At 43.9% G+C, this 22,733-nt stretch carries 22 protein-coding genes; 1 reads left to right on the top strand and 21 read right to left on the bottom strand.

Going from position 1 to position 22,733, the window contains the following annotated elements; translation table 11 throughout:
* Nucleotides 1-139: 139 nt before the first annotated feature.
* From PVE40_RS09250 to pyrF, 4 genes are all read right to left on the bottom strand, one after another.
* On the bottom strand, nt 140-439 hold the full coding sequence (locus PVE40_RS09250; RefSeq protein ID WP_274731625.1) for an iron-sulfur cluster repair di-iron protein, ric: 300 nt from the start codon (nt 437-439) through the stop codon (nt 140-142).
* 11 nt (nt 440-450) lie between these two features.
* Nucleotides 451-678 (bottom strand): heavy-metal-associated domain-containing protein, encoded by a 228-nt coding sequence (locus PVE40_RS09245; RefSeq protein ID WP_274731624.1) that lies wholly within the window; start codon nt 676-678, stop codon nt 451-453.
* Nucleotides 679-1,022: 344 nt separating this feature from the next.
* Nucleotides 1,023-1,664, bottom strand: a complete 642-nt coding sequence (gene pyrE / locus PVE40_RS09240; protein WP_274731623.1) for an orotate phosphoribosyltransferase — start codon at nt 1,662-1,664, stop codon at nt 1,023-1,025.
* A complete protein-coding gene (gene pyrF / locus PVE40_RS09235; RefSeq protein ID WP_274731622.1) occupies nt 1,657-2,370 on the bottom strand; it encodes an orotidine-5'-phosphate decarboxylase in 714 nt (237 codons plus the stop codon). The genes pyrE and pyrF overlap by 8 nt, the downstream gene beginning before the upstream one ends.
* A gap of 190 nt (nt 2,371-2,560) precedes the next feature.
* Between pyrF and PVE40_RS09230 the strand changes: the two genes are divergently transcribed.
* Entirely contained in the window at nt 2,561-3,790 is a 1,230-nt protein-coding gene (locus PVE40_RS09230; protein WP_274731621.1) for an MFS transporter, read from the top strand.
* Nucleotides 3,791-3,831: 41 nt separating this feature from the next.
* On the opposite strand, the gene PVE40_RS09225 is transcribed toward PVE40_RS09230, so the two are convergent.
* From PVE40_RS09225 to cdaA, 17 genes are all read right to left on the bottom strand, one after another.
* Complete coding sequence (locus tag PVE40_RS09225) at nt 3,832-4,866, bottom strand: threonine aldolase family protein (protein WP_274731620.1); 1,035 nt, start codon at nt 4,864-4,866, stop codon at nt 3,832-3,834.
* A gap of 77 nt (nt 4,867-4,943) precedes the next feature.
* On the bottom strand, nt 4,944-5,423 hold the full coding sequence (locus PVE40_RS09220) for a GNAT family N-acetyltransferase (RefSeq protein ID WP_274731619.1): 480 nt from the start codon (nt 5,421-5,423) through the stop codon (nt 4,944-4,946).
* On the bottom strand, nt 5,420-6,199 hold the full coding sequence (locus PVE40_RS09215) for a tryptophan-rich sensory protein (protein WP_274731618.1): 780 nt from the start codon (nt 6,197-6,199) through the stop codon (nt 5,420-5,422). Before PVE40_RS09215 ends, PVE40_RS09220 begins: the two co-directional genes overlap by 4 nt.
* Nucleotides 6,200-6,238: 39 nt before the next feature.
* Complete coding sequence (locus PVE40_RS09210; protein ID WP_274731617.1) at nt 6,239-6,700, bottom strand: MarR family winged helix-turn-helix transcriptional regulator; 462 nt, start codon at nt 6,698-6,700, stop codon at nt 6,239-6,241.
* Nucleotides 6,701-6,716: 16 nt separating this feature from the next.
* Nucleotides 6,717-7,589, bottom strand: a complete 873-nt coding sequence (locus tag PVE40_RS09205) for a phytoene/squalene synthase family protein (RefSeq protein WP_274731616.1) — start codon at nt 7,587-7,589, stop codon at nt 6,717-6,719.
* A gap of 5 nt (nt 7,590-7,594) precedes the next feature.
* The gene (locus tag PVE40_RS09200) at nt 7,595-9,115 is read right to left on the bottom strand and encodes a phytoene desaturase family protein (protein ID WP_274731615.1); all 1,521 of its coding nucleotides are present in this window, start codon (nt 9,113-9,115) and stop codon (nt 7,595-7,597) included.
* A gap of 164 nt (nt 9,116-9,279) precedes the next feature.
* A complete protein-coding gene (locus tag PVE40_RS09195) occupies nt 9,280-10,812 on the bottom strand; it encodes an ATP-binding cassette domain-containing protein (RefSeq protein WP_274731614.1) in 1,533 nt (510 codons plus the stop codon).
* 268 nt (nt 10,813-11,080) lie between these two features.
* Complete coding sequence (locus PVE40_RS09190; protein ID WP_274731613.1) at nt 11,081-11,542, bottom strand: Dps family protein; 462 nt, start codon at nt 11,540-11,542, stop codon at nt 11,081-11,083.
* An 86-nt stretch (nt 11,543-11,628) separates the two neighbouring features.
* Nucleotides 11,629-12,165: a cysteine hydrolase family protein gene (locus PVE40_RS09185; RefSeq protein ID WP_274731612.1), complete on the bottom strand. Its 537-nt coding sequence runs from the start codon at nt 12,163-12,165 to the stop codon at nt 11,629-11,631.
* A gap of 39 nt (nt 12,166-12,204) precedes the next feature.
* A complete protein-coding gene (locus PVE40_RS09180; protein WP_274731611.1) occupies nt 12,205-12,708 on the bottom strand; it encodes a GNAT family N-acetyltransferase in 504 nt (167 codons plus the stop codon).
* A gap of 385 nt (nt 12,709-13,093) precedes the next feature.
* Nucleotides 13,094-13,936 (bottom strand): DUF7973 family transport facilitator, encoded by an 843-nt coding sequence (locus PVE40_RS09175; protein WP_274731610.1) that lies wholly within the window; start codon nt 13,934-13,936, stop codon nt 13,094-13,096.
* A 170-nt stretch (nt 13,937-14,106) separates the two neighbouring features.
* Nucleotides 14,107-15,915 carry a glutamine--fructose-6-phosphate transaminase (isomerizing) gene (glmS, locus tag PVE40_RS09170; RefSeq protein ID WP_274731609.1) on the bottom strand — a complete coding sequence of 603 codons (1,809 nt, stop codon included), beginning with the start codon at nt 15,913-15,915 and terminating at the stop codon, nt 14,107-14,109.
* 336 nt (nt 15,916-16,251) lie between these two features.
* Entirely contained in the window at nt 16,252-17,517 is a 1,266-nt protein-coding gene (gene codA, locus PVE40_RS09165) for a cytosine deaminase (protein ID WP_274731627.1), read from the bottom strand.
* A gap of 15 nt (nt 17,518-17,532) precedes the next feature.
* On the bottom strand, nt 17,533-18,792 hold the full coding sequence (gene codB / locus PVE40_RS09160; protein ID WP_274731608.1) for a cytosine permease: 1,260 nt from the start codon (nt 18,790-18,792) through the stop codon (nt 17,533-17,535).
* 390 nt (nt 18,793-19,182) lie between these two features.
* Nucleotides 19,183-20,535 (bottom strand): phosphoglucosamine mutase, encoded by a 1,353-nt coding sequence (gene glmM, locus PVE40_RS09155; protein WP_274731607.1) that lies wholly within the window; start codon nt 20,533-20,535, stop codon nt 19,183-19,185.
* 14 nt (nt 20,536-20,549) lie between these two features.
* Nucleotides 20,550-21,596, bottom strand: a complete 1,047-nt coding sequence (locus tag PVE40_RS09150) for a CdaR family protein (protein ID WP_274731606.1) — start codon at nt 21,594-21,596, stop codon at nt 20,550-20,552.
* Nucleotides 21,593-22,438, bottom strand: a complete 846-nt coding sequence (gene cdaA / locus PVE40_RS09145; protein ID WP_274731626.1) for a diadenylate cyclase CdaA — start codon at nt 22,436-22,438, stop codon at nt 21,593-21,595. Before cdaA ends, PVE40_RS09150 begins: the two co-directional genes overlap by 4 nt.
* Nucleotides 22,439-22,733: the final 295 nt, after the last annotated feature.

Below are 22,733 nucleotides of genomic sequence, written 5' to 3'. Positions count from 1 at the left end.
CTATTTCCTTATCAAGTATAGCCCTAGGCTGACTCTCCAATGGAGAGGTTAAGATATTCTTACTAAACAGATAAATATTAAGTATATATCACTTGACTAAACGTAGGAAAGGGACTGGAATCATCTCCAGCCCTTCTCTTCATACACTTCTATAAATCTGTTCCAATTCTTCCAACAGGTGGTACGTCGCCGCATAGGTTTCACAAACATCTCCTGGTATGGCATAGTGATTCGTAATCTCCTGCAGTTCTGCAAACTCTGTCGTCAAATCCGGCACGTTTCCAGCTGCCTTTTGCACTTTACTTTGGATTCTTACGAACAAATCTCGGACTGAAAATGCCTCTGGATGATTTTTCCCATGCGCGCGAGTGATCGCAGCGGTATATAAATCCAACGTTTCAAAATGGTTTTCTGTCCATTCGTAGAATGATTTCGTCATGCCTTCCCCTCCTATTTTACTTTTGTTTTGAGGACGGAGTAGCCCACGTCTTCAATGGCTTTTTCAATCTGTTCAATAGAAAGGATTTCTGCATCAAAATCCGTCTTCACTTTACTGGAATTGAACAACACTTTGACACTGTCTTGATCGATACCGACTAATCCTCTTACTGCATGGTCAATTTTTTGCATACAGGACGGACAGGACAAGGGTTCTAATTGGATGATTGCTTTTTGCATGATTCATTTCCCCTTTCTTTTTACATTCTTAGTTTAGCCCGAATGCTCGAAAGAAAAATTGACCAAGATCAAGAAATTAAAAAAAACGTCGAGAGTGGGACAAAAGGCGTTTAGCTCCGAATCAATGGAACGAATAGGCGCAGGATGGTCATAGACCATCTGAGCATTAGTTCGGAAGCACTGTGGGCTGACGCCCAAGTGTATCATGCTTGTAAGCTGCTAAAGCAGCAACAATCATGACAAAGTGACGTCGGAGCTGCCTTTTGGAGCACGTTTAAGAGGCAGATATTCGTATACTGGAAGGAGGCTGGGACTTTAGTCCCAGCCTCAACGCTCGAATTCGTTTATTCTTTCATCCATGCCTCTGGATTTTTTCGCCACTCGACGAGTAATGCTTTGTCGTTTTCAGTAATGATTTCTTGTTTCGCTGCCTCTTCCATCAAGGCAGTATAGTTGGATAAGGTGTGTAACTGGAAGCCGGCGCTCACAAAGTTCTCTTCGGCTGCTGCCAATTGATAGGTAAAAATTGCTGCACAACCTAGTACCTCACCACCTGCCGCTTCTACAGCGTGTGCTGCATCGAGAACACTTCCGCCAGTTGAAATCAAATCTTCGATACAAACCACCTTTGCACCTTGTTCTAAACGGCCTTCAATCTGATTCTGTTTGCCATGTCCTTTTGCCTTACCGCGAATATAAATCATCGGCAAGTCTAGTTCTGCCGCGACCCAAGCTGCATGCGGAATACCCGCAGTGGCCGTACCTGCAATGACTTCCACTGCTGGATGTTGTTCGCGAATCATGGCAGCGAGTCCTTGGGCAATTTGTTTTCGAACGGCTGGATAGCTCATCGTAATCCGATTATCGCAGTAAATCGGGCTCTTGATTCCGCTCGCCCATGTATAGGGATCCTTGGGGCTCAAGCTGACGGCTTCGCACTGGAGTAATAGGTTGGCAAATGTTGCTGCTGATTCCAATTTATTCATTCCCCTTCCATTGCTCTTCAATCTCACGATACGTCACCACAGGATCTACCGCTTGGGTGATGGGTCTCCCTACCACAATAAAAGTAGCGCCTTGTTCCCGAGCCATTTCCGGCGTCGCCACTCGTTTCTGATCACCCGCATCACTACCTGTGGGACGAATTCCTGGTGTCACACAATAGAAATCGGCTCCAGTTGCTTCTTTTATTTTAGTCGCCTCCCATACAGAACAAACGACTCCGTCTAATCCCGCTTGATGCGTTATGGTCGCATAATGAAGGACACTGGTTTCTAGCGAAGTGAGGATTCCTTGTTCCTGTTGCATCGATTCTTCGTTCGTAGAAGTAAGTTGCGTTACCGCAATCAGCAACGGACGTTTTTGTCCAACGGGCGTTCCTTCTTCTAGTCCTTTCTTGGCTGCACGCATCATCTCACTTCCGCCTGCTGCATGGACATTCACCATATCCACATCTAAATGGGCGAGCCGCTTCATTGCGCGGTAGACGGTATGAGGAATATCATGGAGTTTCAAATCCAAGAATACCCAGTGCCCCTGTGCCTTGATAGCACGCACCAATTCGGGGCCCTCGCTGTAAAACAATTCCATCCCAATTTTCAAGAATAATTTTTCTTCGTTAAAATGATTCAAAAACTGGAGTGCCGCTTCCTTTGTCGGTACATCCAATGCAATGATTGGTTTCGTATTCATCACGTTATCCTTCCTTTCAGCCTCACGGGACTTTGATTAAAGAAATGTCTCTGGTACATCGCTAGTAATGGTAGCGAAGCACTAGGAAATTGTCAACGAAAAAAGTTGACCATTCAAATAATCATGCTATACTGTGTAGGAACTAAAATAAAGGATGCCCGTGAGCATCCATTTTAAGGAGAGATGTATTATGGCTAGCACAACTATGCCCAAAAATAACAAAACAGCCCTCATTGCAGCCTTAGCGGGATCTGGAATGGACGATATGAATGTCATGTTTCTGGCATTCGCACTATCATCCATCATCGCAGATCTTGGTATTTCAGGCGCGCAAGGAGGGTTTATTTCTACCATCACGAACCTCGGTATGTTACTGGGCGGATTGGTTTTCGGAGTTTTGGCAGACCGTAAAGGAAACTTAAAACTATTCAAATGGTCGATTCTGATTTTTTCTCTCGGTACAGCCGCACTGTTCTTCGTTGATTCCTTCTTCTGGGTCTGTGTCCTTCGTTTCATCGCGGGAATTGGCGCAGGTGGAGAATATGGGATTGCCATCAGTATCATCGCCAAAGTTTCTCCCCGTGAAAAAATGGGCAGAATGTCTTCCTTAAACGGGGTTGCCGGACAACTCGGTTCCATCGCCGCAGCTCTGCTCGCTGGCTTGGTGATTCCCTTCCTTGGATGGAGAGGACTCTTCCTCTTCGGTTTGATTCCGATTCTGCTCGTTCTCTGGCTTCACTTCTCTGTAAAGGGAAGCTTCGAATTAATGGCCAGTAAAGAAGAAATCACCGTTCAGAAACCTTCCTTACGAGAATTATTTGCTACGAAAGAATTGACGCGCACCACTTTATCCTTGATGTTCATGACGACGGTTCAAATCGCTGGTTACTTCGGCTTGATGAATTGGTTGCCGTCCATCTTGCAACAACAAATCGGACTTTCTGTAACGGGATCTTCCTTGTGGATGGTTGTTACCATCATCGGGATGTCTACCGGGATGTTAGTATTTGGCCAGCTGATTGACCGATTCGGACCGCGCAACATCTTCGCAATCTTCCTGCTTGTTTCCGCAGCATCCGTATTCTTGTTCGTCTATGCTAAGAGTGAACTGGCCTTGTTATTAGGTGGAGCCTTTGTCGGCTTCTTCGTAAACGGGATGTTCCCCGGTTACGGCGCCATCGTAACGCAGCTCTACCCAAGCCGCATCCATTCCATCGCCAACAATGCAGTCTTAAATGTCGGTCGCGCAATCGGTGGGTTCTCTTCTCTAGTAATTGGTTTCCTGATGGATCACTACAGCTTGGTAATCGTCATGGGCTTCCTTTCTGTCCTCTATCTAACCAGTTTTATCGTCATGCTGACCGTACCTGGGCTGAAAAATGAAACGTACCGAGCAACGGAATCTGTACAAAAAGTTTAAGTAAAAAAGAGGCTGGGACAAATCCCAGCCTCTTTCCTGTTCTATAATTTTCTCAAATCTTCTACTAGTTGCTCCACATATTCTTCCTTCGTTGCCCAGCTGGTACAAAAGCGGACTACACTGTGTGTTTCATCCACTGCTTCCCACATGGTGAAGGAATAGGTTTGGTTTAGCTTCTCAATCATCGTGTTTGGCAAGATTGGAAACTGCTGGTTGGTATTCGAATCATAACGCATCGCAATTCCTTTTGCTGCAAAGGCTTCGCGAATTCTCATCGCCAAGCTGACCGCATGCTTAGAAAGTTCAATATATAAGTCATTTTCAAATAAGGTCTCAAATTGAATTCCCAATAACCGGCCTTTAGCCAACAGACCGCCTCTTTGTTTAATGAGGTAACGGAAATCTTTTTTTAGTTGATTGTTCGTGATGACAACCGCTTCGCCAAACAACGTACCGACTTTTGTGCCGCCCATATAGAACACGTCACACAGTTCCGCTAAGTCTGCCAGGGTTAAATCATTGTTTTCTGCTACTAAGCCGTAGCCTAATCGTGCTCCATCCAAAAAGAACGGTAAGCCAAGTTCACGGCACGTTGCGCTTAGTTGGGTCAGTTCTTCTTTTGTATAAGTGGTTCCATTTTCCGTTGGATGTGAAATATACACCATCCCTGGTTGAACCGCATGTTCGGGCATTGCTTCAGCATGGTGAAGTCGAACCAGTTCTGTTACTTGAGCTGCATTTATTTTCCCGTCTTCACTCGGAACGGTTAGAACTTTGTGCCCTGTTGCTTCAATCGCGCCCGTTTCATGGCTGAAAATATGCCCGCTGATTGCTGAAATGACACCTTGATGTGGACGTAAAATGGAAGCAATCACCGTAGCATTGGTTTGGGTGCCCCCTACTAAAAAGTGGACATCCGCGTCTGGTGCTTGGCAAGCCTTTTGAATCAGTTCGCGAGCCTTTTGACAATATTCATCCCGTCCATAGCCTGGCGTTTGTTCGTAATTGGTTTCTATTAATCGCTCTAAAATTCGAGGGTGGGCCCCTTCAGCATAATCATTTTCAAATCGAATCATATCGTTTCCTCGCACTTTCATTGATTTGGTGAGATAAAAAACCCCTTTGTCCTATTATAACAAAGGGGAACGAAATTTTATAAAGATTTTAGATACCAAGCGTCCATTGTTCCATGTTCCGAACCGGGAAGTGGTTCTTCCAAAAGGTGAAACCCAACTGTTCCATATAATCGGTTGGCGGTATGAAGCTGTTGCATGGTTTCAATGTAACAACGCTCATAATGCTGTTCTGCAAATGTAAGTGCTACTTCCAGCAATTCAGAACCCAAGCCCTTTCCTTTTGCTTGCGGAGCAAGGTAGAGTTTTTGAAGTTCGCACACACCGGGATGGTTTCCAAACGGTGCGATTCCGACTCCTCCCACTACCTGGTCCTGTTCATCTGTTGCTACCCAATACTTGGCATGAGGAAGGTTTGCATAGTACGCAGTCAAGTTGTTCAGCTGCGGATCAAAGTAAGCTGTTCCAGGAATAGCTAACCCCACCGATTCCAAAGATTGCTTCACAATCTGTGCCATCACCGGGTTGTCTTCTTCCCTCAGTTCACGAATAACGGTCATACGGTCTGTCTCTCCGGATACAGTGCCGTTTTGTTCTGTTGAAAAATCCACACAGCCGCAGCCGTCAAGACAACCATTCCACCAAGCGCAATCATTTGCAGCAAGAATGACTCATCTATAGAAGCCAGCTCCCGGTTGATCGCAAAGTATGCCCAGGCAATTGGTAAGGGGAAGGCCGCATTTTTCAAGTTCAATAAAACGAGAAGTACCAAAACGACGGAGACCACCAACATAATGGCCGTCCAAGTGACATCCGAAATGCCAAACCCATCCCATTCAATTTGAACGAGATAAGTGGACACATTCACTACCGAAGCAATGAAAAGCCATCCCGTATTCAATCCGAAAGCAAGGGGCAAGAGCCACCGTTTGTTTTCGTGAATATTCAACAGTTTCTTCACAATAAAGGTTAGACTAAACAGGTAACCGAATATCAAGATAGCGGAAATTCCGATTTGGTAGTAGGAGAACGTAACAATCCAGCCCATATTAAACGCTGAGCTCAGCCAGAACAAAGGTGAAATCGACTCAATGGCCCGATTGTAGTAGGGATCATTCCGTTTGACAATCATCACAACCACTGCGAAAAATAACAGTCCATAGATGAGGCTCCAGATACTGAAGGCGAAGCCTGCAGGAGTAATCAACGTTTGATATTCTCTGGATACATCCGATTGAGAGGAATTGTTAATCAAACCTGTTCCACCCAACCCATTAACGATTAACGTAGCGACTAAAACGACTAAATTGATCCATGCTTTCGTTTTTGTATTCATCATACATCCTCCGTTTCATTGATCTAATTCTATTGGTGACTACTTCTCGTCTGCCTGATTGCTGATTGTTTCGAGCTGCTGTTGCAAGAGTTCCAATTGTTTCATGAGTCCAAACAAGTCCATTCCTTCAAAGCGACAACCTTTTAGCTCCTCTAAGATGGCGTGATTGATTTGACGCTTTGCCTGTCCTGCCTTTTCACCCAACGAAATCACGATGGTCCGTTTATCTGAGGCGTGGTGTACCTTGGTAATCCATTCATTTGCTTCCATGCGTTTGAGAATCGGATTGAGTGTTCCAATCCCCATCCCAGTTCGATCGCCAATATCGGTTACCGGTACGCCTTCCTTATCCCACAAGGCAAGTAATACCAAATATTGGGGAAAGGTTAATCCAAAAGGACGTAGCGCCCGAGAATACATTTTACTAAGTCCGTTAGAAGCTCGGTAGAGTCGAAAACATAGTTGTTCTTCTAAGCGCCGGTCAAAGATTGATTCATCCATTTCATCACCGTAGTTTCTATTTTTGCAAAAGTTTTTTAACTTCTGAGATTAAGCGCACCATTTTTACTTCTGGAACATAGTTTCTTGTGTGCAAACAATTGTAATTGTTTTTGCGGACACTATCCAAAATGGCACTGTACAATTTTGCAGCCACCAAGATTGGGAAGCGGCAATCTGCATCATAGAGCTTTATTTGCTCCCAGAATCGGTCATAACCCTTTTGTGATTCAGTTGCAACTTCTTCCCATAACTGAATAAAGGCCGGTGTTGGACCGGTTTGCATAACTGTAGCGATGTCTATATCATAGCGTTGCCTCACTTCCGTTGGCAAATATACGCGACTATTCTCGCGATAATCTTCTCCCACATCACGTAAGATGTTTGTTAGCTGCATCGCAACTCCTAGAGACAAGGCACTTTGTTTGAGTCGCTCCGTCTGAGGTTGCTTGAAAGCTAGGATTGGAAGCAACATTAAACCTACGGAGCCGGCTACATAGTAACTGTACTCTTCTAAACCAGCAAGAGTCTGAATCGGTTGAAAGTCGAGATCTCGCTTCTGCCCCTCGATTTGGTCAAAAAATGGCGCTGGATCCATGGGGTAACGTGTGAATACGTCCCGCAAGGCTCGCCACATCGGTTTCTCAGGGGTTTCTCCCTCAGAAAACAATTGTAATTCTTTCTCCAAATGAAACAGCTGATTTGTTCTCTCTTCAATCGATCCTTTTGTGTCCACCGTATCATCCGCTAGACGGCAAAAAGCATAAATCGCATAGACCGCCTTGGCTTTCTCTTCTGGTAACTTCGAAAAAGCCGTATAAAAACTTTTGGAAGAATTCCTAATGATCCTCTCACAATAAGCGTAGTCTTGATCTAATTGAGGGAAATTCATAAAATTCATCCTTTCCTTGGCGACGTGTCATCCAATATTAATTCTTCAGCAGCAATTTTCCCGGATAAGAGGACAATTGGAACACCTGCTCCTGGATGGGTGCTGCTTCCAGTGAAGTACAAGTTTTCGCAAGCTTCTGCCTTCGCTTGTGGACGAAGATGATTACTCTGGAATAACGTTGGTTGTAATCCAAAGCAAGCACCATTGTAAGCATTGAATCGGTCACGGAAATCAATCGGCGTAATAATGGTTTCCGAAATGATTTCATTTTTCACATTTGCCATACCTGGTAAGTTACTCATCGAATCAAGTGCCTTCTCACGGTAATAGGCAACCGTCTCCTCGTTCCATTCATATTGTGCAGTTGATAATTCGGAAACAGGCACCAATACATACAGTCCTTCTTTTCCTTCTGGTGCAACGGTTGGATCAATTTTTGACGCCGCCACAATATAGATAGATGGGTCTTCTACGTACTCCCCGTTAAATACTTGTTCCAGGTTCTGCTCTAGGTTATTGGAGAAGACAAACGTGTGCACATGTTCCAATTCGTCATACTTGCGGTCCATACCCAAATAAAGAATGAAGCACGAACAAGAATAGTTCATCTTGTCGATTTTCTCATCGGTGTATTTTCCTTTTGCTGCTGGGTTCTTCACTAAGTTCTTCATCGCGTACGGGAAGTCTGCATTACACATAATGTAATCAGCCATATGGTCTTGTCCGTCCACTCTAACTCCGCGAGCAGCTCCGTCTTCAATCAGAATTTCTTCAACAGGCGCGTTGAAGTGAATCTTCCCACCCAATTCCAAGAAAACTTTTTCCATTCCCTCTGCCATCTTGTGCATACCGCCATCGATATACCAAATTCCATATAATAGCTCAATCATGGGGATAATCGTGTATAGAGAAGGTCCATTGTCTGGGCTTACTCCAATGTATAACGTCTGGAATGTCAGCATTTGTTGGATTTTTTTGTTTTTAACGAATTTCGCAATAGACTTTGTAGCGGAATCAAACGTCTTTAATTTCAGCGTTTGTTGCAACATGAACGGATTGTAGAAGTCCTTTTTGTTCCGGAATGGACGTTGGATAAAATGATCCTTCGCAACCAGGAATCGTTCATAAATACTGCTTAAATATTTCAAGAAGCCCGCTGCATCTTGTGGATCGATTTCTTCTAAGGTTTTCATTAGTTGTACTAGATCAGATGAAACATCAATGTGATCCGTTCCGTTATCGAAATAAGAACGGTACATCGGATCAATACGTCGCATGGGAATATAATCATTCGGGTCTTTACCTGCTGCCTCATACACTTCACGATACAACTCAGGCATCATCACAATCGTTGGTCCTAAATCGAAACGGAAGCCGTCTTTTTCAATGACATGCATCTTCCCGCCAACGATGCTTTCTTTTTCAAATAATTCTACTTGGTAGCCTTCTGCTTGTAAGCGAACTGCACTGGATAACCCGGCAACACCGGCTCCAATAACAATCACTTTTTTCTTACCCTTACTCATGACACACCATCTCTCTGCTTTTTACTATTGATACCCTTATCATAATTTATATCTTGTACGATGTAAATTAAAGTCTCGAAATATAACTATTTCAGTACACTTTTTATATTAATGTTCATAAATGACTCGTTTTTATATCAAAAAGATTGACTCTTAACAAAAAATTAAAAATCTGAAAGAAGAACGAGTTGATTTTTTTGCAACTGATAGACCTTGTCGCATACTTCTTGGAGAAATAAACGATCATGAGAAACAGTGAGGATGGCACCCTCGAAATTTTTGAATAAGGTTCTCAACTCTCTTTGAGAAAGAGGTGAAAAGTTACGTGTAGGCTCATCTAAAAGGAGCACATTATTTCCTTCCAAATCCATTTTCAGTAACAGGAGTTTTGCTTGCTGTCCTCCTGAAAGATTACGAATGGGGTGATCCATTTCCAAACGGGTATAGCGCAGGCTCCCTAAATACGTCATAATTTGGGTTCGTTCTTCTTGATCCCCTGAATGAGTAAGAAATGAAAGAGGCGTTTCATCTGCATGAAGGACGTCCATATAATTTTGCGGCATGTAACCAGCCGATAGATCTGTACGTTGTTGCAGTTCTTGCCACAATTGCTTCAATAAGGTGCTCTTTCCGATCCCATTCCGTCCGACAATCCCCACCTTTTCAGGTCCTCTTATCAAGAGCTGGAGAGATTGCGTCAATGTTTGTCCGTTTAATTGAAGTGTGGCATTTTCTAATTGCACAATTGTTTTACTATTTGGCAAAGGTTTTGTATGTGAAAACTTAACCAGAATGGCGTCTTCTTTCACGGGAATTTCTTCAAAGTCCTCTGCTTCCCTTTCGAAACGGTTTCCCATCGACTTTATGACGTGCATCTTCTTTTTCAGCAAACGTCCTGCTGAAGAATCCGTTGTTTTTCTTTGTGAATTATGAACACTGCTCTCTACTTGTCGATGTTTTTCCATTTTATTTTGATATTCTTCGCGTTGCTTATGTGCCACTTGGGTTTGACGATGGAAGGCAGCTTCTTTTTGGGCAACATAATCTTGATAAGAAACATTCAAAACACTCGCAACCGGCACCGTTTTATGGCGGAGTAGCTCTAATTGAATCACTTTTGTCGCAGTGGCTGCCAATAAGGACTCATCATGGGAAATAAACATCATTGCTAGAGGGCTCGTTTTGATAAAATGTTCGAGCCATTGAACCGTTTCTAAATCCAAATCATTTGATGGTTCATCGAGCAGTAGGAAGTCTGGATTTTTAGCGAGCGCCTTTAAAATTTGAACTTTCACCTTTTCCCCTCCTGAAAGGTTCTCGATTAACTGAGAACTGGTAAGGCGATTCGAATCAAATCCAAGCTGACCTGCTACTTGATAAAGGAAGGAATAATCCAATTCCATGGTCTCTTCCATCCCAAAAAAATAGTCTTCTAGTGAACGTGCACGATCTTCTTGCGGCAAGGACTGTGGTAGATAAATGGTTTTGCCAAAATGATTGATTTTGGTTCCTTCCGCATGAACATATTCTTCGATTTCCGAATCCTCTACAATCCATTTCAAGAGCGTTGACTTCCCATTCCCCTCTTCACCAATAATTGCTACTTTTTCACCTGGCAATACCGTCACATTTAGATCCTTCATCATCACCTTCAAATCGGTGAGGTGGTGAAGGGATAGATTTTTAATTTGTAACATTGACTTTCCCCCTTTAAAACAAAAAACCGTCCGCAGGTTTCTACGGACGGCTGCCAAGGGTTCAGTTAAACAAAACAAATCAGGCATTCGCCGATTTGTTACGTGCGTTGTCTAAATGAATGTCTAATAAACCGTCACAAAGAAACCTGCACTGAGACAGAAACGTTTCTTTTCAATTGCGATTCATTAGGCATTGTACATTCAGGCACAACCTTTCTTTTCTTCATAAATCCAGGATAGCCATTCAGCTTAAACTACTCAAGGATTTTTATCTTGTTGCGGAATCTCCAAGATAGGCTTTTAACATCCACAAGGTTTTGTCGATATTGCCTTTCATCTCAATCAAGAGATCGTTGGAAACGACATCTTCTTTTTCGTCGGTAAGTTTGATTCCTTCTCCCACAAAGGTGCGGATGGTTTCGTAATCTTTCACCAATGCTTCCACCATTTCACCCTCGGATAGCTTCTTGTCTTCTACGCGTTCTTCCAAAACGGAGTGTTCTTTGAATTCTTCCAAGGTAGCGTACGGTTCGCCGCCAATTGCCAACAAGCGTTCTGCTACTTCATCCAATTCTTCAGTCGTACGGTCATATAATTCTTCAAACTTCTCATGCAAAACGAAGAAGTGAGACCCTTTCACATACCAATGAAATTGATGAAGACGGATATAAAATAATCCTTCGGTTGCGACTAGCTTGTTCAAGTAATCTTGTACTTCTGTGTGTGCCATTTTTCTTTTTCCTCCTTATAATTGTAATGATTTCTTACTTTATAATTATTATAAACTAGAACAGAGAGAAAAGCAAAAATTTCAGTTTATTCGATGACTTCCGTTTGAAAACAACGCACCATATGCTGCATCATCGTCTCGCCTAAGTCAGTAAATGTTGCAACTCCGCGCTTATGAATGGCGGTTTGGAATCCTTCCGCATCTGCTCCAGCAACTGTGAGGAAGTCACAAATGTCCGTTGTCACCCCAACCACATGAACTTTCTCAACGCCTGCTTGCCGAAAAGTATCCGCTAGATTTGTTTTGAAAAAGGCATTGTAATTGGTTTTTGGGACATACAAGACTTGATTTTTATTCGCTTGATACCAGTCCTCTAGCTCACCGTACAGCGCTTGACCGGGTGTATCTATCACATTATGCGCTGGCCAAATATCAAAGTGAGGATCATTTGGTTGATGTGCATCCATAGAAACAACTACCACCTTATCCGCTGCCAGGAATTCATTTGCTAAGTCAACCACATAGGTCACCACTTCTTGTGCAGGTTTCCCAACGGTTAACGTACCGTCATCTGCCACGAAGTCATTACTCATATCCACAATCAACAATGCTTCTCTTGCCATTCCCTTCACTCCTTTGTATTCCTTCTTTCTTCTATTATACTAGACAAACTTGTACATCAACACATCATCCACATATAAATTATTCAATTTAATTTCTCTTACTTTCCTGCCCTCTTCAACGAAACCAAATTTCTGGTACATTCTGATTGCCCGTTCGTTGGTAGAAAATACTCCCAAGCTCACCTTTTCGATAATTGGATTCGCCTCTGCCCATTCCAGTAAGGCCATCAATAACTGCTGCCCAATCCCTTGACCGCGAACATCATGCTGCACCATGAAGCCCATTACGCCGCTATGCTGCACCCGGACACGACCGTGCGATTGGAAGACAATCCAGCCTACTACTTGCTGGTCGACTTCCGCGACGAAGATTACTTCCAAATCGTTTTGTTGCTTGGCTTCAATCCAAGTCCGCTGTCCTTCAACAGTTTGTGTGAATTCTTCGATTGTAGACAACAAAAACTCGCCTTCTTGAATCACTTCTTTTTGAATTTTCAACATACGAGCGGCATCTTCAGGTGTGGCTAGACGAATTTCTACCATTGTACGTCTCCCCTTTTTCTTTTTTTACTTACTGTACCCAAAAAACGGAACAGAAGAAAATAATTTGTAGGCGTGGAATAAAAACAGATTGTGACAAAAGGCGTTTAGACCCGAAACTTCTAACGCATACCATATCCGTAAGCAGCTAAAGCTGCAACGGCTATGGCAACTGGAACGAATAAGCGCAGGATGGTCGTAGACCATCTGAGCATTAGTTCGGAAGCACTGTGGGCTGACGCCCAAGTGTATCATGCTTGTAAGCTGCTAAAGCAGCAACAATCATGAAAAAGTGACGTCGGGTCTGCCTTTTGAAGCACGTTTAAGAGGCAGATATTCGTATAAAGGAACGAGGCTGGGACTTTTGTCCCAGCCTCTACTGATTTATCTAAAATAATCCGAATAATAGCGTGCTGAATAATCCAATCACGAGTGCAGGGAAATCAATGTGTGCATCCACTTCCGTATTGATGAGCTGCAGAAGAACTTCTCCTACCAGAACAGCCAATACAGCGAATAATCCACCCATCCAAGCATTTCCAAATACGACAAAAGCTGCTCCCGCCACCAAGGAAACATGATGAATCATCGGGAAGTCGATTGGGAAATATTGGAAAACCATCAAGAACGCTCCAATGAAGAATCCAAGCGTATAGTATTCAGCTCCAATTGTTTCTAAAATCGTGCTTAACAAAAATCCGAGACCAAATGCCCAAACGGTATCGAATCCCATTCTTTTAAGATCCCATTTGAAGCCGTCTTTCATAGAAGGACTGAAAATGCCGATACCGCCAAACGCATACCGAGAAATAATCCCAGTAATACCAAATGCCCAAGCTACCGTGTCTCCCGGTAAGCCAAGATTCGCTAACGTAGTACTGATCAAGTAACCAATCACACCAAAAATTCCACCAACAGCCAATACATCCAACTGTTTGAAATGATACAAAGGTGCGGTCAAGCCGGTCACTTCTCTCCGCTCTACGGTTGTCATTTTTCTTGTCTTTCTGTTCAAGTAAGCTGCAGCAGCAACACCACCTGTGAAGGCAGTCGCCGGGCTGAACAACGGATTGAACGCTACCTCATTTAAGAACAGGTCAGATCCTCCTGCCAGCTGGATAGCCGTTCCAATAATTCCCATTAGTCCAAATAATACAAATGAACCTACGCCGCCAATTGTGGCGCCGAATATTCCACCAAAAAATGCAGCAATAATAGCCATAATATTCATTCTTCTCTTCCTCTCCTCTTTCTATCTAACCATTATATAATAGACCAATTGGAAAAAGAAGGAAGAATGTCTCTGAGAACTTGTCAGAAGTTGTTACTATTCGAATGGAGGAGTTTGTACTTTCTAAATAAAAGGGCAGAAGAAATGATTTTCTTCTGCCCTTCCTACATCTATTCTACTGTAACAGATTTCGCCAAGTTCCGTGGCTTGTCAACATCATAGCCGCGGTGCAAGGTAGCAAAATAAGCAAATAGTTGCGTTGGGACAACCGCTAATAGAGCAGCTAGGGATGGGTGAACGGCTGGGAGAATAATCTCGTCGCTTCCACGTTCCAATCCTTCCATCGCAAAAACACAGGTATTTGCGCCGCGTGAGCGGACTTCTTCGATATTGCCGCGTGTATGGCTCGCACTCTCTGCTTGAGTAATGATAGCCATCACCGGTGTCCCTTCTTCAATCAAGGCAATCGTTCCGTGCTTTAGTTCGCCGGCTGCGAAGCCTTCTGTTTGAATGTATGAAATTTCCTTTAGTTTCAGTGCTGCTTCCATCGAAACATAATAATCCAGTCCGCGGCCGATGTAGAAGGCGTTACGTGTGTCACGCAAGTAAATCTTCGCCAGCTCGCCGATGTGTTGTTTCTCATCGATGATGGATTCCATCGCGTTCGCAACCATCCCTAGTTCATGAACCAAGTCTAGATCAGAGGTAATTTCCTGTTTAAGACCAAGCACGTGACTCAAAATAGCAAGAACCGCAATTTGGGCAGTGTAGGCTTTGGTAGAAGCTACTGCAATTTCTGGTCCAGCGTGAAGCAACAAGGTAGCGTCGGCTTCTCTTGAAAGAGTTGAACCGGCAACGTTGGTTAAGGTCAACGTTGGGTATCCCCACTCTTTCACTTTCACCAACACTTGGCGGCTGTCCGCTGTTTCCCCTGATTGGGAAATGAAGATGAAGAATGGATTGCCTTTCAATAGTGGTGGGTGATAGGAAAACTCACTCGCCACATGGACTTCTGTTGGGATATGGGCAAAGTGTTCCAAGAAGTGCTTGCCCAACCATCCTGCATGATAGCTCGTTCCACAAGCCACAATATGAATTCGATCAGCCAGTAACATCGATTCAACCAATGACTCTGGAATAACCAATTCGCCGGCTTCATTTTGATATTGTTGGATGATATTCCGCACGACTGCAGGCTGCTCATCGATCTCTTTCAACATGTAGTATGGGTAGGTTCCTTTTTCAAGATCAGAAGCATCCACGCTTGCTTGATAGGAATCACGTTCTACTGTTTTTCCAGCGATGGTTTCAATGCTTACATTATCTTTCGTCAAGATAACCATTTCACCATCATGAATTTCTACATATTCGTTCGTGATTTGAACGGTCGCCATCGCATCGCTCGCTACGACGTTAAAGTCATCGCCTAAACCAATCAATAGTGGGCTCTTATTTTTCGCTGCATAGAGGGTATCTGGTTCTTCCGAATCCATCAAAGCAAAGGCATACGATCCCTTCACCTTCCCTAGAGCGGCGCGGAATGCTTCCTTACCGGAGAGGCCTTGTTCTTTGGCAAATTTGCCAATCAAATGAACCACGATTTCCGTATCGGTATTACCGACTAGGGCAGCTTCATCCACGTACATTTCTTTCAATTCTTGGAAGTTCTCGATTACACCATTGTGAACCAATGTAAATCTTCCATCGGCTGATTGATGGGGATGCGCATTCACTACGCTCGGCACACCGTGTGTCGCCCAGCGTGTATGGCCAATCCCGCTGTGAGCTGGGATGGAGTGATCAACAATTTTGCGCAATTCTGCAATGCGGCCTTTTTCCTTGAATAAGTGACCTTCTTTTTCTTGATCCAAAACAAAAATCCCGGCTGAATCATAACCACGGTACTCTAATTTTTCCAAACCTTGTAACAATACTTCTTGAACGGCATCTTGGCCGACATAACCTACAATTCCACACATAGCAAATAAACCTCATTTTCTATTCAATTTGCTTCTGGGTGTGGGAATGTACCTTTGTTTCAACAAATCGCTTTGTTCTTTTTTGTACCATTCTTTAGATTACACAAACCTTGGGTCACCCGCCGAATCTTTCGATAAACCCAATCCTCGTCGCCTCACACACTCTTGTGAGGCCTGGCGCTATCCTTTTTCTAACTACGATCCTCCTTGTTTCCGTTTTTTCCAGAAGCAGGAAAATTATATCCTAAATGACATCAATTAGTCAAAAGTATTTTTCATTATTTTAGTACAATAGAAAAACGAGGCAGGAAAAGTATCCTAACCTCGTCACATTTGTCACTTTTTAAAGTCAATGATTTCTGTATCTTTCCCAAATGAAACCCTTGTAACAGCTGGAACGGTCTCAGAAATAACTTGGCCGCGACGAATGGAATAGCGTACTGGAGTCTGTCTTCTCACTGCGTCATAACCATTTTCTGCCGGCAAGATAATCAGGTTGCCAGGCTTGCCTACTTCAATCCCGTATTCATCCAGCACTTGTAAGGTTCGTGCGCTATTTTTGCCAATGAATTGCAAGGAATGATTCATATCACTGTAGCCCATCATCTGGCTGATATGCAGCCCCGCGTGAAGAACTTGGAGCATATTTCCTGTTCCTAGCGGATACCACGGGTCGAAGATGTCATCGTGCCCAAAACAAACATTCAGCCCAGCTGCATGCAGTTCTTTGACACGGGTCAAACCCCGACGTTTCGGATAGGTATCATAGCGACCTTGCAAGTGGATGTTCACCATAGGGTTCGCCACAAAATTGATTCCTGACAGCTTCAAAATCCGGAACAACTTCCCAGCATATGCATCGTTATAGGATCCCATCGCCGTTGTATGGCTCGCCGTTACCTTTTCGCTCATCCCATACTCGTAGGCACGAGCCGCAACCACTTCCACAAAACGGGACTGTTCGTCGTCAATCTCGTCGCAATGGACATCTACCAGGACCTTATATTTTTTCGCTAGTTCAAACATGTAATCAATAGAAGCAACCCCATACTCGCGGGTAAACTCGTAATGCGGGATGGCACCTACCACATCGGCGCCCAATTTCAGGGCTTCTTCCAGCAATTCTTTCCCATTTTCAAAGGAATGGATGCCTTCTTGCGGAAAGGCTACAACCTGGATGGTGATGAGGTCCTTCAATTCTTCGCGCAGCTCAATCATTGCCTTCAATGCAATCAAGTTGGGATCGGTGATGTCTACGTGCGTGCGAACATATTGGATTCCGTTTGCCAGTTGCATTTTGATGGCTTTCGTTGCCCGATGCTTCACATCTTCGTGAGTTAATGACTTTTTACGTTCTGCCCAAGTTGAAATCCCTTCGAATAACGTCCCACTCTCATTCCAATGAGGCTCGCCGGCTGTTAGCGTGGTGTCTAGATGAATATGCGGTTCGATGAACGGGGGCATTGCCATGCCGCCCTCACCGTCCAGCGTTTCATAGCCTTCACTTGATAGATTCGATCCGATTTCTTTGATCAGACCATCTTCAATACGGATATCAACCATCTCTTCATCGTTCTCAATATGGACATTTTTAATAAGGATATTTTTCCCCATGGATTAAGCGGCCTCCTGTGTCATTCGGACTGTAGTTTTCTTAAATAGCTTCATTGTGGCGATATAGGTAACAAAGGTTGCAAATACACCATTCAGTGGCGGAATTCCCGGTGTCACGATGGCAACCGCCGTACCGATTATCATCGCAAGAATCGCAAACCAGTTCACTGTTTCGAACGTTTGGTTTTCGAAATTTTTGTAACGGGTTTTTTTATCATGAATCAAGTAATCCGCAATCAAGATTCCCCCTATTGGCGGTAAGAATGTGCCTAGTGAGGTCAAGAAGCCTTGAAAGTTGTTGTACAGGAAGAGGGAACATACTGTTGAAATGGCGCCCAAGACGATAATGACTTTATTTTTTGGAATTTTTGTCATGCTGGAAAATGCGAGCCCTGCTGTATAAATGGCGTTGTCGTTTGTCGTCCACATGTTTAGCCCCAGAATAATGAGTGCCGGCGCTACTAAACCTTGCGAGAACATCACATCTGCAATATCCGCAAACCCTGTCGCCATTGCGCCAATTGCGCCGAAGCCAAACATCAAGGAGTTGCCGAGGAAAAATGCCATTACCGTTGTAGAGACGCCAATCTTTTTACTTTTGGAGAAGCGGACAAAGTCAGGAGTTGTCGTGCCACCGCTGATGAACGAGCCAACGACCATTGTCAAAGCCGTGATAACTGAAATTTGGTTCGTCGGTTCAATTTCCATGAACGCTCCCCATCCGCCAACCGAATCCACTGCGCTGTTAACCGACAAGCTACCCAAAATGGTAATAGCGGGTACCGCAATATAACTCATGATTGCGAGCGTCTTGATGCCAAAGTAAGCCGAAGCGGTCATGATGATTCCGCCTAATACGATGAGCAAGGGCAAACTAACTCCTGTTATCTTGTGGATCGGAATGGCAATCATCGCAATCCCTACGCCGTACCAACCAACTTGTGTTCCGCCAAGTAACAAGGAAACGAGATAGGAGCCCTTTTCGCCGAAGGAGTAACGAGCTAATAAGTGAGTGGATAACCCTGTTCCAGAACCGATATAAGCGAGTGCGCTCGTATAAATGCCGAGAATTAAGTTTCCTAGAAAAACGGATAGCAAAAAGTTTGGCAAGGTCATTCCTGTGCCTAATGTTCCTCCAGCCCACATGCTGGCGGAGAAGAAGGAAAATCCAACCATAATGGAGAACATGGGCCAAAATCCTTTCTTCTCTTCCTGCGGCACTGCCACTAATGAGTAATCGTGATCCTGTTGTCTTTCTTGCATGATAATTCCTCCTTTTGTTTTCCTTTCAGTACCAAGGCATAGCAAAAGGCCCCTCGTTGTGTGTACAACAAGGAGCCCTTTGCATATGTATACAAAAGTATCGAATTATAGCGCGTATAATTCATCCTTGTCAGCCTCTCTGGACTGCCTTAAAGGTACCGATTCAGTTACTAGGTATTATCTACGTAGTTTGAGAAATTGTCAATCTCCATTTACTTAAATTTGGATCCTATTTTCGACTGGCTCTAGAATTTTGGGTAGTTCAGCGCGAATAAAATCCTGAGCTACCCATTTTGAGCGGAAAATGGGTAGTTCAGAAAAAAAGAATTCCTCATCTTCCCAAAAAAGAATCCGATCCACTGTACGCAAGCGTACCATGGACCGGATTTCTTATTCGCCGATTTCTTGACGGACTACGTCAGCAATGCGGGTAACATATTCGTGTGTTTTTTCATCTGTTTCAGCTTCAGCCATAATCCGCAACAAAGGTTCTGTTCCGCTTGGGCGAACCAAGATACGGCCTTTGCCAGCCATTTCTGCTTCCACTTGTTCAATTGCTTCTTTAACGGCTGGAATATCCATTACGCCATTTTTATCTTTTACGCGCACATTCACAAGTTCTTGTGGGTACACAGTTACTTCTGCAGCTAATTCGGAAAGTTTCTTGCCAGTAGCTTTCATTACATACATTAGTTGGATGGCGGTCAATAGGCCGTCACCCGTTGTGTTCAAGTCGATGAAAACAATGTGTCCGGATTGTTCGCCACCTAAGTTGTAGCCATGCTTACGCATTTCTTCTACCACATAACGGTCTCCGACTTTTGTCTTCAAGGCAACCATACCTTCTTCCTCTACTGCTTTGTGGAAGCCTAGGTTACTCATTACAGTTGAAACGATGGTGTTTTCTTTCAACTCGCCGCGGGATCTCAAGAATTTACCGCAAATGAACATGATCTTGTCGCCATCTACAAGGTCACCATTTTCATCCACTGCAATACAACGGTCGCCGTCGCCATCGAAGGCAACTCCGAGGTCAGCGCCTTTTTCTTTCACGAATTCTTGTAATTTCTCTGGATGGGTAGAACCTACTCCATCATTGATGTTTAGTCCATTGGATTTCGTACCCATTGTATAGAAGTCTGTTTCTAAATCAGCAAACAAGCGATTCACGATTGGACCGGTTGCGCCATTTGCGCCATCCAAGCAGACGGTCAAACCAGACAAGTCATCTGGAATCGTGGTTTGCAGGTATTGGCTATATTTCAAGATACCTTCTTTGTATTCATCTACTGTTCCTAATCCATCTGCGGATGGGCGTGGAAGAGTATCTTCTTCTTGATCCAAGTAAGCTTCGATTTCTAATTCTTGCTCATCGGACAGCTTGAAGCCGTCAGCGCCGAAGAATTTAATTCCGTTGTCTTCAGCCGGGTTGTGGGATGCGGAAATCATAACTCCCGCTACGGCTCCTTGAACACGTGTCAAATACGCTACCCCAGGAGTCGTCACAACACCTAGTTGCAATACTTCAATCCCTATGGAAAGTAATCCCGCAATCAATGCATGTTCCAATAATTGTCCAGAAATACGTGTGTCGCGTGCCACTAATACAAGTGGATGTTCAATTTCTGTTGCATGTTCTTTCAAAACATAGCCACCATAACGTCCCAACTTAAATGCCAATTCTGGCGTTAGTTCGCTATTCGCCATTCCTCTTACTCCATCTGTCCCAAAATACTTACCCATTTCTCAATCTCCTTTTATTCGTCATCTTTTGATTCTTTCTCATCCGTTTTCGTTGTCTTATCAGAACGACTATTCGTGTTCTCGGTACGAGTACCGCTTACTTTCACATTCACTTGCACTTCCACTGGCGTAACTGTAACCGTTGGAATGGATGCATTGATGGGAACGGTGAGGACCGTATCCGCTCGAACGCCAGAAATATCTACTTCTACCGCTACTTCATCCACGTCCGCCAACAAAGTACGACTACCGGTCAGCGTTACTTGTCCGTCGCCAATCACGGTTAACTCGTAATCTTTTCCAGCAACCGGAGTACCCTTTTCGACAATCTTGATCGGTACTGTTTTTTCGTACGGATTGATTGGGATTCTTACGTCCACTTGTTGCGGTTCAATCGTTACATTCAGCTTGTTACCGTTCGCGTCTTCTACTTGAACAACCGTACTCAATTGAATGTCGTTCGTCAAGTTCCCTTCTGCAGGAACCCGTACATAGATACGTTCAATCCGGTCAATCGTCGAGGATGGTCCCGTTAAGGTCACACTCTCCGTACTCAAAATAGGATCGCCGGCAATGTACTGTTCATCCACTGCTGAGGCATCAAAAAGCACTTCGATTGGACTCTCGATGCTGACTTTTTCCTCAATTTCGACATTCACACGAGATGGCGTAATCTGATAATCCAGTTCATCGGAAATGTTTTCTGCTCGTAACTGAACGGTGTGCCTTCCTGGTCCTAATAAATCCAAGTCTTCGGTAACAATATTGAAGTCACTGGCTGAAAGTGTCTGTACAATCACACTCTCTGGACCAGACAAACTCAATACCACAGTCTCCGGCAGCCCAGATATAAAATAACGATCCGTATCCATATTGATTTCAATCGGCAAGTTCGAGATGGTCTCTCTACGAGTGGTACTGATTGCATCATTTTGATTCGTGGTACTTAACCCATAATTTTCGGAGTATACATAGCTAAACAAAAGCAAGGACACTAACAAAGAAAGAATGCGTGTGACCCAAATATTTTCAAAAATACTTTTCTCGCTACTTTTCTTCATTCTGAATTCCCCCATTTCAGGTTATCTAAAAACTCTTGGAGTAAATTCGGTTTGTCGTCTTCGTCGTTTTCTTCTATGATAAAGTGATCATTCAGGTACTCAATAAATTTCTCACGGCTCATCTCACGCAACAACTTGTTATGGTGAGCAATACTAATTCCGCCCGTCTCTTCAGAAACAATGATGGTAAGGGCATCGGTTACTTCGCTGAGTCCAATGGCAGCGCGGTGACGCGTTCCTAATTCCTTGGAAATCAGTGGATTTTCCGATAAAGGAAGGTAGCTGGAAGCAGATGTTACATGGAAATCCTGAATAATAACCGCTCCATCATGTAAGGGCGTATTCGGGATAAAGATGTTAATCAGTAATTGGTTGGAAACTTCCCCTCGAATGGGAATTCCCGTGCGGGCATACTCATCGAGCACGTCGTTCATTTGAATCGAAATGAGCGCACCGATTTTCCGCCGCGCCATGTATTGGACTGCTTTGTCAATTTCCTGTACAAACGACTCCCCTGATTGAGCCAGTCGGGCACTGCGATTACGAAAACCCGTTTTGCCTAGGTGTTCTAACCCTCGACGAATCTCTGGTTGGAAAATAATGATGACGGCTACTACTCCCCAGCGTATGACTTGGTTCATAATCCAGTCAATCGTTTCAAGCTGCAACAAGACCGCTCCCATTTTCACAAGAACAAAGAAGAAGACTCCTTTTAATAACTGAATCGCTCGCGTCCCTTTGAGGATAACGATCAGCTTATAAACCAAATACCACACCAACGCGATATCGAGCAGATTCATGGCGTTTTGCCAACTGATGATCTTCTCCAGATCAAAATCCATCATTTCAGGCCTCCTTCCTTTTTTCATCTCATTTATTATAGCATACGAGTTCTAGCAGGTGCTTTATTTCCAATTAAAATTGACCTTTTTTATTTCGTAAATTTCAAGTTTAAGTTAGCCACTACAGGTAACTCATTTGTTTGATACCGTAACTGCCTCGTTATTCTAAATCAGTGAGGCCTTGATATTGAACTGAGGTATGATAGTCTTCAGACGATTTTGGCCCCAGGCCAGCTTTCCAGACATGAAGCCATGTCCCGAGGGAGGATCGTTATCAAGGAATAATGGGTCAAGC

It is taken from the genome of Jeotgalibaca caeni (genome assembly GCF_028863945.1).
GTDB lineage: Bacteria > Bacillota > Bacilli > Lactobacillales > Aerococcaceae > Jeotgalibaca > Jeotgalibaca caeni.
This window is presented reverse-complemented; position numbering and strand designations above follow the sequence as displayed.